Source organism: Lysinibacillus sp. NPDC059133 (genome assembly GCF_042755925.1).
GTDB lineage: Bacteria > Bacillota > Bacilli > Bacillales_A > Planococcaceae > Lysinibacillus.
In genome coordinates this window covers 60,770-77,075 of sequence record NZ_JBHZDH010000007.1, presented here as the reverse complement: position 1 = coordinate 77,075, position 16,306 = coordinate 60,770, and the positions used below count along the sequence as shown (strand labels likewise).

Here is a 16,306-nt window from a genome sequence, read left to right as displayed (position 1 = left end):
CGGTATTTCACCGGGGACTGGCTGTTTTGAGTGCGCCGATGACATGCGTGCCTTTTGAGAGTGCGGCTTCAATGATCGTACGTGATGTATACCAGCTATCGCACAATAAATACGAGCTTATAGCCTTTTGTAGCTGCAATTGCTGCTAGACCAATACCAGTATTGCCACTTGTTGTTTCGATTATTGTTTTATCCTTTGTCAATACACCACGAGCTTCAGCATCCTCGATCATCGCTTTTGCAACACGATCCTTTACACTGTTAGCAGGATTTAAATATTCTAGCTTTACGATAATTTCGGCTTCTAGCTGTTGCTCCTTTATATACTGATTTAATGCTAATAGTGGTGTATGACCGATTAATTCTGTAATAGATTGTTTGATCTTATTCGTTACAATTTGACCCATCCCAATCAACCCCTTTAATTTAACTTATTTCAGCGGGTGTCCAAACACCCGCTGAAATAGAGGAACTCAGTCTAAGAACGCCACGTTCTGTGGCAACGACTGAGTGACCAACCGTGTTATTGCTGTCGCTTCGCTTTCGCACAAAAAACATTTGTTGGCCTAAAGCCTCCGACTGATAGCTTACTCAATTTACTTTTTTTGTAAGAATTAATGGAATTGTATCATAAATCCAGATAAGCAATAAAATGACTGATAGAAAGATTGAATCTAATGATAGAAAAAAATAATGGATCAATCTACAAATAAATTTTTCCTTGGAGCAATGGGAGAAATATGGATTATTATTGACAATGCGTCTATGCGAAAGCAAGTAGTAGTCTGTAACACAAATTGCCATCTTCTCAGAAAGAAATTCCAGCATTATATTTAGATTTACTATTCCTATTTAATTCAAATGAACTAATAGAAGTCCTAAAGAAATCTTTAAAGTGCATAAATATATGTTAATTTGGAGGGATTTACTTTAAATTTGTTAATTAACGATATTTTGGAATAATATTTGTTAAAATATAACCCTTATATAAAAGTTGGTTAGAGTGGAAACTAGGTGACTACTTGAGATCAATGTTAAAAATGAGCTATTAAATTAGCTTGATGTTGTTTGGGAGATGAAAGTATGAAAGAAACAATTTCTTCAGTTTGTATAACAGCTGAAACAAAAATTAACATGATGAAGCAGAAGCCGGCTAATTATTTATTGTTAGCTATTTTTGGTGGACTTTTTATCGGGTTTGGAATTTTGCTCATCACTACTATTGGAGGCTTATTAAGCCCAACTGAAGTACCAAGTATGAAAATCTTACAAGGATTAGCATTTGGTGTGGCACTTAGTATGGTCATGATGGCTGGGGCCAATTTATTTACCGGTGATAATCTAGTGTTAACGGTTAGTACACTATCAAAAAAATCATCGCCATTAGAGATGTTGGGCATTTGGACGTTTAGTTACATAGGAAACTTCTTTGGGTCTCTTTTAGCAGCCGCATTATTTTTTTACTCGGGGCTAGCAGGTGGAGACATAGCAGCTTACATTGAAAAACTAGCTACAGCTAAGATGAGTGGTAGTTTCGTTGAACTTTTATGTCGAGGTATTTTATGTAATTTGCTTGTATGCTTGGCCGTATGGTGTACCTATAAATTGAAAACAGAGACTGGGAAATTAGTGATGATTTTCTGCTGTATTTTCCCTTTTGTCACAATTGGATTTGAGCACTGTATTGCAAATATGACATTGTTTTCCCTTGCTCTCTTCATACCTCATGGTGAACTAGTATCGTTTGGTGGAGCCGTTTCAAATTTATTACCTGTAACACTTGGTAATATTATTGGTGGAGCCGTTATTGGTTTTGTCTATTGGGTAAATGGCAGAGATTAATAAATCGCTGAATAATGCTAAAGTAGTCAGTTTAATTCCTTAATTGGAATTAAATACAGCGCGCTATGGCAATTAGAGAAGTGATTGTAAAGACCTGTTTACACATACAGGAATATAATGCGATGCAATTATAGCAAGTGAAATTAACGGATGAATACTTGACAAATTCCATCTCTTAATACTTTGACTTTAAGATAAATCGTAGTTAGAATGACAAGTAGAGTTGCTTATGTAACTCTACTTATTTATGTTTATGAGATAATTGCTGTGAAATTAATAGATAATGTAATGACTATAAAAGAGCGGAGGAACTCAAAAATGGAACAAGAAGTCAACCAACATACGATTCTTCAAGCAATTTTAGAGCTTTCGAAGCAAATGCAAGACATGAAATCAGATCTTCAACAACAAATCGAAGCAGTTGAGAAGAGATTAGAAGAAAAAATCGAAGCAGCTGAGAAAAGATTAGAAGGAAAAATCGAAGCAGTTGAGAAGAGATTAGAAGGAAAAATCGAAGCAGTTGAGAAGAGATTAGAAGGAAAAATCGAAGTAGTTGAGAAAAGATTAGAAGGAAAAATAGAAGCAGTTGAGAAAAGATTAGAAGGAAAAATAGAAGCAGTTGAAAAGAGATTAGAAGAAAACAACGAAGCATTGGAAAAAAGATTAGACAAAGTTGAACAAAATTTAAGTCGAAAAATTGATCTTGTAGATGCAAAATTTGATATTTTATCATCGGATTTAATAACGACAAAAGCTGAAGTATCGATGCTTAAACAAGCAAAATAGTATCAATTATGCCTCGGCAATTCCGTGACACACGCTACCGTATCCCTTAAGGTTACGGTGTTTTTTTATCGTATAATAAAGGTCATGAAGGAGTGAAAGCATTGTTAAAAACAGAGGTATTTGAACAATTAAAAAAGGCAATGAAAGAAAAGGATGTATTAGCAAAAGGTGTATTATCGATTTTGAAATCTGCTCTAGATTTAGCTGAAAAAGAAAAGGGAGAAGCTTTATCAGCTGAAGAGGAAATGGCTATTATAAATCGTGAAGTCAAGCAAACAAATCAGGCACTAGAGGGTGCTCAAAATGCAGGACGAGCTGACTTAATTGAAAAAGAGGAAGCGAAATTAGTTCTTCTAAAATCATTTTTACCAGAGCAATTAACTGAAGAAGAAATTGCAGAAAAACTTGTGGCAGCTGGCGTTGTAAAAGGGATGAACATGGGGGAAGCGATGAAAATTGCAAAACCTTTGTTAACTGGTCAGGCTGAAGGCGCTGTTATTTCAAAAGTTGCGAAGGGCCTAATTTAATGTTGGTAGAAACAACCTCCTACTCTTAAGTAGTAAGGGGTTGTTTTTTAAGCTACTTTATTTTTTGCTGTTGTTGCATTTCCCTGATTTGTATGGACCAAATGCAGAGAATACAATACTCTATGAAACATTAAAAAATGTTGTACAAGATAAAAAAGCTAATTTTGTAGGGAATATGCAAGTGAAGAGGGAATTTCTTATACAGTTGATGGCGCAATGGCTATGGTTGAGCTTGCTTTATGAGACGACACATATAATCAGAATTGGAACGTGCCAGCTGTTCACCCAATTACAGGGTAAGAACTAGTGGGGATTTTACGTGAAATTACAGGTTACAAAAAGGGTGTTCGTACAGTTTCTAAAGGCATGATCCGACTAATTGGAATATTTACTCCTTCTATGAAAGAAGTAGTTGAAATCTTGTATTTAATAGAAGAACCGGTCATTTTAAGTGGGGAAAAATTTGAAAAGGAAATAGGCGCTTTGCCGAGTACTTCATATAAAGTAGGGCTAGAAGAAACGATTGCATGGATGAACAAGTGAGCACTAAAAAACATTTAAATTCTTTCAGTAAATGTTTTTTGTAGCGAAAGTAAAGCGACAGGTACAGAAGTCTTCCACCTCTATAGATGGTGAGATGAATGCGGATTTAAGCTGCTTTTCAGCGGGTATCCAAACACCCGCTGAAATAGAGGAACTCAGTCTAAGACACGTTGCTGCCGCTACGTTAGCACTACGCTTTCGCACAAAAAACATCTGCCGCTGTCGCTACGCTTTCGCGCAAAAAAGACCTGCCGCTGTCGCTACGCTTTCGCGCAAAAAACATCTGCAGGCCTAAGTACAAAGCCGATTCCAGACGCAATTATGCCGAGGCATAATTGATGGGTCAATGAAAAAATCCGCATAAACTTCTGTTGATAAAAACTTACCTACAGAAAGTATAGCGGATTTTTTTATTAGTTCCTTATAGCTGGAATTTTTGTATGATATTACGAAGTTGCTGTGCCATCTCAGCTAAATTATTTGAAGACGCAGTAATTTCCTCAATACTAGCTGATTGTTCTTCAGAAGCAGCAGCCACATTTTGAATGTTTCCAGATGATTGAACGGCTATTACACCAACTGTCTCTACAGAAATGGCAATGCTGCTAACCCCATCGTTAATATTTGAAATGATATTATTGACATAATCCATTTCTTGAGTTAGTGAAGTAACATGCGAATATATATCTTTAAAAGCTTCACCTGATTCATTAAAGGTAGTAGAGCTTTCTGCAAGATTACTACTACTAATTTCCATAGATTTTACAGCTTGCACAGACTCTTCTTTAATTGTTTCAATACGTGTTCGAATACTATTCGTCGCTGCTAAAGATTGGTCTGCAAGTTTACGCACTTCTTCAGCTACAACTGCAAAGCCTTTACCATGCTCACCAGCACGTGCTGCTTCAATAGATGCATTTAAAGCGAGTAAATTTGTTTGATCCGTAATCTCATTAATTAAGGTTACAATGTCGCCGATCTCATTTGAGTATGTGCTTAAACGTTTCACAACTTCCGAAGTCTCTTGAATAGCATTAGATGTTATGGCCATCTTTTCTGTAGCACTTTGAATTGTTGTATTGCCTTTTTCTGAAATAGAAGATGCACTAGATGCTTTAGCAGTGACGTCATTAACGCTCGATACAACTTCTGACATTTTTGTGGAGATTGTCGTAATATGATTTTCTACTTCTTCAATAGAGGAAGTTTGTTTTTCTGATCCTGAAGCTACTTCTTGCATTGAAGATGTAATTTGTTGAATAGATGCACTTGTTTGCTCAGAGCCTGCCGATAACTCTTCAGACATAGCAGCTACTTGCTCAGCATTCTCAGCAATTTGCTGAATAAGAGAGCGTAAATCTGCTGTCATATTTTCAATGCCTGAAGAGAGCTGTGCAATTTCATTAGAACCCTTTATTTGAAGTGGTTCAACAGCTAATTCTCCTTGTGCCACCTTACCAACATAGCTAGTCATATTTTTAATTGGTTTGATAATGCCTTTGCTAATGATATAAGCCACAATAATACCGAATATCAAAAACATCACAGTCATGATGATACAAATCCAAAGAGTCTCTGTTTGAAGTTTAGAAATAAAGGAAGCGTCCATATCTAAACCAAAAAGAATATCAGTATCTTTAAATGGTATAAAAATCGATTTATGAATACCGTATTCATCTTTATAAATATCACTAGATTGAATGGTTCCAGTATTTAGCGCTTCATGCATGTCCTGACTAAAAACATAGTCCTCTTGATAATCGTCTTTATTACTTAATGCCACAATATGTTCTTTGCCATTTGCACGTGAAAGAACGTAAGCATTTTCAATGTCATACTCTTTAAGTGTATCATTTAATTCATTTAATATTTCATCATATTTATCCTTATTGCCATCATCTACAGCTTTGACGTCATTTTTGTCTATATCATTAAAAATTGTATGAGATATAACCTCTAATGATGACTCAAATTGTGTAATAACATTATTATCGATAATCCGATAAGATGTAACAAATAATACGATACTAAATATTACTGAAATAATAGCAATTGGAATAGTAAAACTCGCAATATATTTATAGAGTAAAGAGCTCTTAAATTTTTTGACTATACTCAACTTTAGCAGCCTCCAATACTTTTACCTTTTGTTGTAAGAAATGAACCATATCACTAATATGTTCTGTCTCTGTATAAGGAGAAATTGAGAAGAATTTTGCAGCTGCGACTGGAATTTGTTGTGTTGTATCACTAGTGCTGACAGTGCAAACACGTGTCGTATCACCGAAAAATACTTCATCTCGACCTTCTCCTATAATTTCAAATAAAGAAGCGTTAAGGCCATTAATATATTCAATCTGATCTTGTGTATAGCTACCTGACTGTTCAGATTTCCAATTAAAGCCTTCAGGATACAAACGAAAGGCTGTAACTGGTCCAATATTAGACTCATTGACTACTTGAAGCATTGGAGTCTTCTCAGCTAACTGCGCACGGAACGCTAAATTTACACGCACATAATTTGCTAATATTTGTTGGTAGCCTTCTTTACCAAACGCCTGTAATGCAGCATAAATAGCAATTGAACTACCCATACGAGAGCACTCTAATGTATAGCCTGTATGATAAGAACCATAGCCTCGATTGCCAACATAAGGTGTGTCGAAGTCCTCAATGTCTAATAACTGTAGGTGTTTTCCTTCTTTTATTAGGAATAAGCTTGTTAAATACGGTGTTTGACCAAGCTTTTGGAAGTCGAAGCAAAGGCTATCTGCAATAGGTAGATATTGCATACGTTCTTTAATTTGTTCTAGTGCTTGTAAAACATCATTCTCTAACTGAAGTGGATTTACCTTAAAATCATAATCGTTGAAAAATGCGTAAAAACCACCTAACGCTGAATCAGCGTGAATATGTATAGGTTTTAAGGAATGTTTTTGTTCAAGGTCAGTTGTAACTTTTTTAATTGCTTGTACATCATCAATGGCAAATTGATCTGTAGCGCCTGTAGTAGCAACTACATACACTGGAATACCACCATTTTCAATAACCTCAGTCATACGCACACGTAAATCATCAATATCCATTGAATGGTCTTCGCCAGCTTTAATACGAATTAAATGCTTGCTACCGATGCCGACTGCTTCAATTGATTTTAATAAGCTATAATGAGCATTTTCTGAAGCGAAGCAATATAAATTATTTGGTACGCCATCTTCTTTTGCATTAGGGAATTGTTTAGCGATCGCAAGACGAAGCCCACTGAAAACAGCCCCTTGTCCACCCCAAGTTGTGTAACCAAAGCTTTGAGTATAGTCGTAGCCAACTAACTTCGACATCATTGCTACTACCTTTACCTCACATTCTGCGGCAGCTGGTCCGTATACATCCCATAGATTGTTACCATTAAGCAGAGCATTCGTAAATTGACCTAATATACCGGGAATGCTAGCCATTGGTAAAACATTTGTTACAAAGTTGCGTGTATGGTAAGGATGTCCTTGCATCAATTGTGTTAATTCATTCACAACTTGATCAAGTCCGACACCTGAAGTTGGTACTTGATTTTCTTGCATTAACTCTTTATAGAAATTGTCAGAGCGTTCTTCCATCGGTCCAAGAGTTGTTGTTTGTGGGTTTTTTAAATCATCTAATGATGAAACGATTTTCTCCAATAGGGATAAAAAATTCTCTCTTTGTTCGATATTTCCATCTTCACTTTGGAATAATTGCTGGATTTCTTTCATATTCATCATCCTTTTTAGTTCATTTTTCCTCTATTTTTTATTTCATAAAAATAGGTCGTTTTACTAAAATAATAATAACATATTATAACAAAAAATGAATTTATATTTTACCAGAAAATGAATTCCGATATTTCTAAATAGTCAAACTTATTTTGAGGTAAACTGAATTAGAAGGAATATTGTAGAAGATTATTTTTGTGAGTGTTGATTTTAAAGGATTTTCGAGACTCTTTTTTTATGAATTATTGCACAGTTTGTGACAGAGGAGTGCTATGAGGAGGTGAAAATTTTTATGGGAATACTATACAATTATAATTTTTATTTAATTAAAAAGTGCGAATATCTAATTCTTTGAGACTGTTAATAGGGGGATATATATAAATTATTGATCTACGTTTAGCATAAGAATCTGCATAAATTTTTTGTGTTACTGATGCATGGCGTAAAGAGAATGGCAAATGTTGGGTTGATATCATTTCGTTTTTAATTACTATATCCTGAAAATTAGTCGATTGTTTCCTTTGTAATTTCTTAAGTTCTTCAAAAGTGACGAATGTATAACCTTCTGCAATAAGTGTCTTTAAGATTCCTTCAATCGTTTGTAATTCACTTCCAGTATCATCATACATAGGATGCATTAAGATAATAGAGCCTGGTTGTATATTTTCTTTAACATAATTAATTTTTTCCTTGACCGATGAGTAATACGTATCAGGCTCCAAATTCCACGTAATGTATCGCGATTATTTTTACTTAACTAATAAGGTAAACCAATTAGTTTTTTTCCATATGGCGGTCGAACAGGGGGAGTTTCTATATTGCCGATACTACTAATTAGCTCATCGGTTTTCTCGATTTCATTTTTGTAAAAAGTAGGGCTTTTAAATATCATTCGCCTATGTGAATACGTATGATTTCCAATTTGGTGACCTGCCTGGACAATTTTTTTAGCTTCCTCTGGATTTTCCTCAATTTCCTTCCCAATTAGAAAAAAGGTTGCTTTCGTGTTGTAGTCGTCTAATAAGGATAAAATGGCACTGACATTTTTAGTGGGGCCATCATCAAATGTTAATGCTACAACCTTCTGGTGTGTTTCGACATGTGAAGTAATACTGCCAAACAGTTGGTGGGATCTGGCATTCATGAACGTATATGTACCAAACCCTAAAGCAACAATGAATAATAGGCCAAATCCTAAATAAGTAATTTTCTTTTTCAACATAAACACTCCTAACAATACCGATAATTTTTTCGATGATAAACCATACTAATTGGGAGGTGAAAAAATGTATAAATTGCTATCGCATAATGATTTAGATGGAATTGGTTGCGGAATTTTAGCCAAACTTGCCTTTCAAGGTCAAGTGAAGGTAAGGTACAATTCGATTTCATCGCTGGATCGAGAAATTGAGTATTTTTTAGACACTAACGAACAAGGTACATTTTTATTTATTACAGACTTATCGCCAAACGAGGAAAATGAAAAGAGATTAAATGATTATTATACCGCAACTGGAAATGTTCAACTTCTTGATCATCATAAAACAGCCTATCATTTGAACGATTATGAATGGGGTAAAGTTTTAATAGAAGATGAAAATGGATATTTAACATCAGCAACGTCCTTATTTTATCAGTACCTTGTTTCACATGGATTTTTAGAACAAACAAATTCCGTCACAGAATTTGTAGAATTAGTGAGACAGTACGATACATGGGAATGGGAAAAGAATGATAATCAACAAGCACGTCGGCTAAACACTCTCTTTTTTTTAGTATCAATTGATGAATTTGAAGAAAAAATGCTTGAACGTTTAAAGACAAGCGAACACTTTGACTTTGATGAATTTGAAAAGAAAATTTTGAGTATGGAAGAAGAGAAAATAGAACGGTACATCCGCCGAAAAAAACGGGAGCTAGTACAAACATCAATAGGAGAATACTTTACAGGTATAGTGTATGCAGAATCTTATCATTCAGAGCTTGGTAATGAATTGGGGAAAGAAAATGTACACCTTGATTTTATAGCTATATTAAATATGGGTGGCAAAAGAATTTCTTTTCGTACGATTCATGATCACATAGATGTTTCGGCTATTGCAGCAGAATTCGGAGGGGGAGGGCATCAAAAAGCAGCTGGTTGCTCTTTAACAGATGAAGCTTATGAGCAGTATGTGACCCAAACATTTCATATAGCTCCAATACCAGAGGACGCAAAACGAAATCGCTATAATTTTAGGTTTTCTTCTTTTGGGACAATGTATAAAAACCTTAAGGAAGAAATGTTCCTTCTATATTCTATAAGTGATTTTGATTGGATCATTGAAAAAAATAAACTTCCGTTAGATCAAATCTTTACAAGTTTTTATGAAGCGGAATGGTTTTTAAAAAGAAATTATCAATCATGGTTAGTGAAAGATGAGTTGTTTGTAGATTATTTAATGGAAGTGGCTAAAAAGGCTCGTCATCAAGAGTAAGGGGTTATAGCTCTTCGGCAAAAAGAGGGGTTGATTTCCGTTCCGACTGGGTGCTTTCCTGGGGGCGTCCGATGAGCCGCTTCGCTTCGCTGCAGGGTCTCATCTGTAACGCTGATCCCCAAGGAGTCACCCAGTCTCCACTCCAATCAACCACTTCACATAGCATATATCTTCAGGCATGAGAAATCACTAATTTAATGCGCTGCAACAATCACAAGTATTATCTTGACCATTTTGTTCTTCAAGTTTTGCAACAACATTAAAGGAATATAAATTATTCCTTTAGATACATAGTGAAATCAGCCAAACCTAGACATCGTTAGAGGTTATATAATGTTCAACTAAAAACTACAATAAATAAAAAGGATTTGTGCAGACATACTTTCTTAAAATGAGGTGTACATGATGTCCGATATGCTTCTAGTTGAGAATCAGCAAAAGGGAAATCGAGGACGCAAAATATGGTTTGTTGTAGTATTGCTTTTATTGGTAGCTACTTGTGTCATTGTTTATTATTTTTTGTTTAATAAAGATTCGAATTTTGAAACCTACAAAACAGTTGTCGGTAAAACTACTGAAAATAGTCTCGGACGTTTAACGTTAAATGAAATAATAATTGACGATAACCAAATATTATTGAATGCTACCTTTAAGCCAGGAAAGGACATAAATTTCGACCATCAAATTTTTTTCTTTCCACAGGTTTTTGTGAATGGAAATGAGTTCACGGTTAGAAATGGCGGACAGACAATCAAACAATCTGATAAAACCTATACAATTTATAGTAGTGTGAAATTAAGTGAACTACCAGCGGATAAAACATTGAATTTAGATATACGTTATAACGACTGGAACGGGGAAAAAAAGATTGACGAGCCATGGGAATTTCAAGTAGAAGCTTCACAAAAGCAATTACAAGATGATAGAAAGGTTTTCCCTGTTGAGAAAAAAGTACAGCTGTTAGATGGTCAGGAAATAACAATAGAAAAGGTTGTTTCTACACCAATATCAACAACGATTTACTTTTATTCAGAGAAAAGTTTATTAAATGAGGCGATACATTTTAAAATTCAATCAGCAACAGGGGAATCATGGCTATTTAACGTAGCATATCCTTTGAATGAAGAGTATACGAAGTGGGGTGTCCGCCTCGATGCATTATATTTAACGGGGAAGAGCTATGAGCTCATTCCGATAGCTGCAAATGGAAGTGAGCTTGGTTCTGCTATTAAAATTGGAGATAAATAAAGAAATTTGATTTTTATAGTAAAAACTTTACAATATCTTAAACCAAAAGGATGATTCCCCCATGTAATATGATTATATATGGAATGGAAAGTAGTTGAAGATATTGCGAAGGTTATGTGAGATTTTTCTAGTTTCGCTTAAATTAGGTTGTACATCTTTTGGGGGTCCAACGGCACATTTAGGGTATTTTCAAAATGAATATGTTCAAAAGCGAAAATGGTTATCTGATCATGACTACAGTCAGCTTGTTGCGCTCAGTCAATTTTTACCTGGGCCAGCATCGAGCCAGGTAGGGATGGGTATTGGCTTATTAAGAGGCGGTTTGTTGGGGAGTATTGTGTCATTTCTTGGTTTTACATTACCGTCAGTTTTGCTACTTATGGCATTTGCGTATTTTTCTGCACATACAGAGATGAGTATGGGCTGGATTCATGGCTTAAAATTGGTGGCTGTTGCGATTGTTGCGCAAGCTATTTTTGATATGTCAAAAAAATTAATCCCTAGTATTCGCCATTTTATCATCGCTTTATTGGCCCTTATAGTAGTGCTTTTATGGGTCCATCCACTTGCTCAGGTAACTACTATTATTGTTGCTTCTTCTATAGGTTATCTCTTATTAAAGATGACTAATCAAAGAGATGACCCAAAAGAAACGTTGGTCCCTATTTCAAAAATGACTGGTGTATGTTTTTTAGCGCTGTTTGTTATACTGCTTGTTGGTTTACCAATTGTTAGCCCACTTTTTCAATATGAGTGGTTTACGATGATTGAAAAGTTTTATCTATCAGGTGCATTAGTGTTTGGTGGAGGCCATGTCGTATTGCCTTTACTAGAAGCACAATTTGTCCAAAGTGGATTAATGAGTTCTACTGAATTTTTAGCAGGATACGGAATGACGCAGGCAGTCCCTGGTCCATTATTTACGTTTGCTTCCTATATAGGTATGGTCATTGCTGGAGTGCCTGGGGCTATTATAGCGACGATAGCGATTTTTTTACCGGCATTTTTGCTTATAGTAGGGGCAATGCCTTTTTGGCTCGCTCTTAATCGTTTTGCTGGATTAAGAGGGGCGATGGCTGGTGCAAATGCAGCAGTTGTTGGAATGTTAGCTGCAGCTTTTATTCATCCAATTGTTACACAGACAATTCAAAATGGACTAGACATCGTAATCGCAGCCCTTTTTTTATGGTGCTTGATGCGTTGGAAAATTCAACCTTATTTACTCGTGCTAACTGGCATTTGTGTAGGAATGGTATGTTATTAAGTACACACAAAAAAATCAAAACCGCGTATTGTGGTTTTGATTTTTTTGTGAATTGAATTATATAAACTCTTCTTTCTGAATAGCTAGTTTCTTCATATGATATTGTAGAGATTGACGAGAAATATTTAATTGTTTAGCAGCGGCTGAAATATTTCCGCCACAATGCTTTAAAACTTTGCGAATGTATTGCTCCTCATTTGTATGCATAAGGGCTTTTAGTGGACGTTTATTAGATGGGACGGCTTTCATTGATAGTTTATTTTTTAAATAGCGTGGTAGCATATCTTCTGTAATCCAACTTTCTGAGCTTACTTGAATTACAAGGTTTTCAATCAAATGTTCTAATTCACGAACATTACCAGGCCAATCATAATCTAAAAGTAGCTGGTAGAGCTCAGGTTTTATTGTAATATCTGCTTTCGTGTACTTAAGAACATTTTTATGTAAAAAATGTTGGATAAAGAAAAGTATATCATTTGGTCTTTCACGTAAAGGAGGGATGTATATACTCGAATGTGCGATACGATAAAATAAATCAAGACGCATTCGGCCACCAGCTGTCAGTAGCTCAGGATCTTCGTTGGAAGCACTAATGACTGTACACTCGATAGGAATGAGTGTATTACTCCCTACACGTCTAACAGCTCGTTCTTGTAAAACCCGCATCAATTTAGGTTGAAGTTCCATTGGTAAAGAGTTGATTTCATCAAGAAAAAGTGTGCCATCTTTCGCATATTCAAAAAGCCCTTCTTGATTTGTAGCCCCAGTGAATGCCCCTTTTACAGAGCCAAATAGTGTACTTTCTAGCAGTGTGGATGGGATAGCGGCACAGTTTATTGCTACAAAGGGCTTTGCCACTCGGGGGCTTATATTATGCATACTCTGTGCAAATAATTCTTTACCTGTACCTGTTTCACCAATAATAAGTGTATCAGTATTATAGCTCGCAATATTTTTAGCCTCAGCAATAGTTTGTAGGAGCTCTGGACTGTTCCCTTTTAAATCTTGAAATGTATAAATTGTGCCATTATTTCTTTTTACAACTTCTGGTACTTCCATAGACTCAAGTTTTGAATCCATCGTTTGACGCAACTGATTACGTAGGCTTGTTTCGGTATGTGTAATAGAAAATACACCTATTGTTTTATTATCCTTTTGAATAGGGAAAGAGCTATAGCCAACAAATTTCGGCTCATTTTCTGAATAGGCATGGGCTCGATATTTCGTATAGATTGGCTTAGCTGTTTTTAAAATATGATTGTGCTCCGATAAGCGACGATCTTGATAGTTGTAAGCATTCCAAAGTTTCTTTCCAATCATGTCTTCCTTGTTATGTTCCTCCATCTTAGCAAGTGCCTCATTGTAATAAACAATATCCCCATATTCGTTACTGACAATAATCCCTTCATCTAAATGTTCCATAATTTCTTCTAATACAAAAACTTTATTTTGTAATGAGTGCTGAAAATCAACTAAATTTTCCACTAAAACAAAATAATATTGTTCTGTAAAATAGAAGGGTTCAATAGTAAAAGATAAATGCTGCTCCTGAGTTAATAGCTGTTGTGGGTGATGAAATAACGTGACGTCTATGTCAGCGATTGTATCTATAGGCATATTCTTTTTTAAATCTAACGAAATACTATCGTTGAGATGCCACCAAATCACTTGAAATGAACTATCTAATGTAATGATATTAGTTCCCAATATAGTTGCAAAGCGTCTTAATTCCTCGTTCACACAAAAAACCTTCTTTCACATTATTTTGCATGCAAAAAATTTCTGCTTTTGTCATAAATCGTACCATATATGTTTACTGAATAGTATGAATATACAGAAAAAATGGTTGGTGCAAAATTTATCTGCGCATTTTAAGATTTTTAACGTCTCTCTCTATTTTCGGAATTCACTTCATAAACACTATCCTTATCGCTTTTCATAAGAATATTTATAGGATTTTTAAAAGTTGGCATGCTATTTGCATTATTAAAGGGTAGATATAAAAAGGAGGAATTGTAAATGACAAAACCAGAAATCTTATATTCAGTAAAAGCTCAACGAGGAAGCACATTGCGATGTAAAGGATGGCGCCAAGAAGTAATTTTACGCATGCTAGAAAATAATATGGAAAATGCTGAAAAGCCAGAAGAGCTAGTGATTTACGGTGGGATTGGTAAAGCCGCTCGTAACTGGGAGTCATATCATGCGATTGTAGATTCCTTGAAAGATTTAGAAGATGATGAAACACTAGTTGTGCAGTCAGGGATGCCTGTGGCTGTCTTTAAAACACATAAATACGCACCAACTGTTGTCATGGCAACAACAAATATTATGAAGGCAGATTGGCCAACATTTTACGACTTACAAGAGAAAAATTTAACGATGTATGCCAATTATACAGCTGCACCTTGGGAATATATCGGCACGCAAGGAGTTATTCAAGGAACATTTGAAACATTATCTGCCATAGCTAGATTGCATTACAATGATTCACTTGTCGGAAAAATTCTATTAACAGCTGGTGCCGGAGGGATGGGTGGCAACCAAACACGTGCAATGACAATGCATGGTGGTGTTGCAATTTTATGTGACTCCAATATTGAAATTATTAATCGACGAATTGAAAAGGGCTTTATCGATGTAGTTGTAGATTCTTTAGAGGAGGCAATCGCGCTTGCTAAAGAAAAAGCGGCGGCAGGTGAAGCACTTGGTATTGCTGTAGTTGGAAATGCAGCTGATGTATTTGAGAAAGCCTTAGAAATTGGATTTTTACCAGATATCGCGACATCAATGACACCTGCACATGACCCGATCGCCTATCTACCGGCAGGCTATACGGTTAAAGAAGCTGAGGAGTTACGTGATCGAGATCGTCTTGAATACTTAGAAAAAGCGCGACAAACAATGATTCGCGAGCTAAAAGCATTAATAGCTCTCCTCGATAAAGGGGTGCATTCATTTGAATATGGCACAAGTATTCGGAAAGAATGTATTGACGCTGGGTTTGACGAAAAAGAGGCGAAGCGCTTACCAGGATTTGTAGCAGAATATATACGTCCGTTATTCTGCGAAGGGCGTGGACCGTTCCGTTGGATTTGTATGTCGGGAGATTCGGAAGATTTACGTAAAATTGACGATATGATTTTAGAAAAATTTAGTGATGATTTACTAGTTACACGCTGGATTAAACTAGCGAAAGAGCATATCCCAATTGAAGCTTTGCCTGCCCGGATTTGTTATATGGGCTTCGGACAACGTAAAAAGTTTGCATTAGAAGTCAATGATATGATTCGTCGAGGAGAACTTAGTGGGCCAGTTGCGTTCTCTCGCGATAATTTGGACTCAGGTTCTATCGTTAATCCAACATTTGAATCTGAAAATATGAAGGATGGTGGGGATTTAATTTCTGACTGGCCTATATTAAATGGCTTACTCAATGCAGTTGGAATGTGCGATTTAATTGCACTGCAAGCTAACTATTCAATGGGTGAGGCCGTTCATACAGGTGTAACGATGATTGCAGATGGAACAGAGGAATCTGATATGCGCCTGGAAGTGGCAATGACGGTGGACTCTGGTATTGGTGTTGTGCGTCATGCACAAGCAGGCTATGAGACTGCCAAAGATGTAGCGAATGGCAAAGGGGAATTAACAGATGAAAGCATTAAAATCCCACTATGGTGGGAACCAACAGCAACCTTTGGCCCTAAAGATTTAGTCAAAGAACAAGTGTAAAGAAGTTAAAGCCCCCGGCGGATGTCACGGAATTCGGAAAGGAGTTCTTTGTGCAAACACAAAGCCGAATCCGGACGCAATTATGCCGAGGCATAATTGATCAGAGGCCAGTGCAATCAGTAAAAACAGTACCTGGTC

11 protein-coding genes and 2 pseudogenes are annotated in these 16,306 nt (G+C 36.0%); 8 read left to right on the top strand and 5 right to left on the bottom strand.

Features of this window, described 5'->3' with window-relative positions:
- Window positions 1-110 precede the first annotated feature (110 nt).
- Window positions 111-407, bottom strand: a pseudogene (locus ACFXN8_RS05865) (pyridoxal-phosphate dependent enzyme); the annotation flags it as partial.
- A 676-nt stretch (window positions 408-1,083) separates the two neighbouring features.
- Here ACFXN8_RS05865 and ACFXN8_RS05860 point away from each other — a divergent pair.
- The 4 genes from ACFXN8_RS05860 to ACFXN8_RS05845 all read left to right on the top strand — a co-directional run bounded on the left by ACFXN8_RS05860 (window position 1,084) and on the right by ACFXN8_RS05845 (window position 3,698).
- Window positions 1,084-1,842: a formate/nitrite transporter family protein gene (locus ACFXN8_RS05860; protein ID WP_376076449.1), complete on the top strand. Its 759-nt coding sequence runs from the start codon at window positions 1,084-1,086 to the stop codon at window positions 1,840-1,842.
- A gap of 318 nt (window positions 1,843-2,160) precedes the next feature.
- Window positions 2,161-2,628 (top strand): hypothetical protein, encoded by a 468-nt coding sequence (locus ACFXN8_RS05855; protein WP_386843547.1) that lies wholly within the window; start codon window positions 2,161-2,163, stop codon window positions 2,626-2,628.
- Between the two features lie 101 nt (window positions 2,629-2,729).
- Window positions 2,730-3,155, top strand: a complete 426-nt coding sequence (locus ACFXN8_RS05850; RefSeq protein ID WP_386843545.1) for a GatB/YqeY domain-containing protein — start codon at window positions 2,730-2,732, stop codon at window positions 3,153-3,155.
- A 306-nt stretch (window positions 3,156-3,461) separates the two neighbouring features.
- Complete coding sequence (locus tag ACFXN8_RS05845) at window positions 3,462-3,698, top strand: Rossmann-fold NAD(P)-binding domain-containing protein (RefSeq protein ID WP_386843543.1); 237 nt, start codon at window positions 3,462-3,464, stop codon at window positions 3,696-3,698.
- Between the two features lie 421 nt (window positions 3,699-4,119).
- On the opposite strand, the gene ACFXN8_RS05840 is transcribed toward ACFXN8_RS05845, so the two are convergent.
- The 3 genes and pseudogenes from ACFXN8_RS05840 to ACFXN8_RS05830 all read right to left on the bottom strand — a co-directional run.
- Window positions 4,120-5,817 carry a methyl-accepting chemotaxis protein gene (locus ACFXN8_RS05840; RefSeq protein ID WP_386843541.1) on the bottom strand — a complete coding sequence of 566 codons (1,698 nt, stop codon included), beginning with the start codon at window positions 5,815-5,817 and terminating at the stop codon, window positions 4,120-4,122.
- Window positions 5,795-7,444 (bottom strand): pyridoxal phosphate-dependent decarboxylase family protein, encoded by a 1,650-nt coding sequence (locus tag ACFXN8_RS05835; protein ID WP_386843539.1) that lies wholly within the window; start codon window positions 7,442-7,444, stop codon window positions 5,795-5,797. The genes ACFXN8_RS05840 and ACFXN8_RS05835 overlap by 23 nt, the downstream gene beginning before the upstream one ends.
- A gap of 524 nt (window positions 7,445-7,968) precedes the next feature.
- Window positions 7,969-8,663, bottom strand: a pseudogene (locus tag ACFXN8_RS05830) (polysaccharide deacetylase family protein); the annotation flags it as partial.
- A 67-nt stretch (window positions 8,664-8,730) separates the two neighbouring features.
- Between ACFXN8_RS05830 and ACFXN8_RS05825 the strand changes: the two are divergent.
- The 3 genes from ACFXN8_RS05825 (at window position 8,731) to chrA (ending at window position 12,433) form a co-directional block, all read left to right on the top strand.
- The gene (locus tag ACFXN8_RS05825) at window positions 8,731-9,921 is read left to right on the top strand and encodes a DHH family phosphoesterase (protein WP_386843537.1); all 1,191 of its coding nucleotides are present in this window, start codon (window positions 8,731-8,733) and stop codon (window positions 9,919-9,921) included.
- A 402-nt stretch (window positions 9,922-10,323) separates the two neighbouring features.
- Entirely contained in the window at window positions 10,324-11,169 is an 846-nt protein-coding gene (locus ACFXN8_RS05820) for a DUF4179 domain-containing protein (RefSeq protein WP_386843535.1), read from the top strand.
- 103 nt (window positions 11,170-11,272) lie between these two features.
- Entirely contained in the window at window positions 11,273-12,433 is a 1,161-nt protein-coding gene (gene chrA, locus ACFXN8_RS05815; protein WP_386843533.1) for a chromate efflux transporter, read from the top strand.
- 57 nt (window positions 12,434-12,490) lie between these two features.
- On the opposite strand, the gene ACFXN8_RS05810 is transcribed toward chrA, so the two are convergent.
- Window positions 12,491-14,173, bottom strand: a complete 1,683-nt coding sequence (locus ACFXN8_RS05810) for a sigma-54 interaction domain-containing protein (protein WP_386843531.1) — start codon at window positions 14,171-14,173, stop codon at window positions 12,491-12,493.
- A gap of 279 nt (window positions 14,174-14,452) precedes the next feature.
- On the opposite strand from ACFXN8_RS05810, the gene hutU reads away from it, so the two are divergent.
- The gene (gene hutU, locus ACFXN8_RS05805; RefSeq protein WP_386843529.1) at window positions 14,453-16,168 is read left to right on the top strand and encodes a urocanate hydratase; all 1,716 of its coding nucleotides are present in this window, start codon (window positions 14,453-14,455) and stop codon (window positions 16,166-16,168) included.
- The last annotated feature ends 138 nt before the right edge of the window (window positions 16,169-16,306 follow it).

Coding starts and splice junctions, on each gene's coding strand:
- ACFXN8_RS05860 (WP_376076449.1), top strand. CDS start 1,084: ATGAAAGAAACAATTTCTTCAGTTTGTATAACAGCTGAAACAAAAATT.
- ACFXN8_RS05855 (WP_386843547.1), top strand. CDS start 2,161: ATGGAACAAGAAGTCAACCAACATACGATTCTTCAAGCAATTTTAGAG.
- ACFXN8_RS05835 (WP_386843539.1), bottom strand. CDS start 7,444: ATGAAAGAAATCCAGCAATTATTCCAAAGTGAAGATGGAAATATCGAA.
- ACFXN8_RS05825 (WP_386843537.1), top strand. CDS start 8,731: ATGTATAAATTGCTATCGCATAATGATTTAGATGGAATTGGTTGCGGA.
- ACFXN8_RS05820 (WP_386843535.1), top strand. CDS start 10,324: ATGATGTCCGATATGCTTCTAGTTGAGAATCAGCAAAAGGGAAATCGA.
- hutU (WP_386843529.1), top strand. CDS start 14,453: ATGACAAAACCAGAAATCTTATATTCAGTAAAAGCTCAACGAGGAAGC.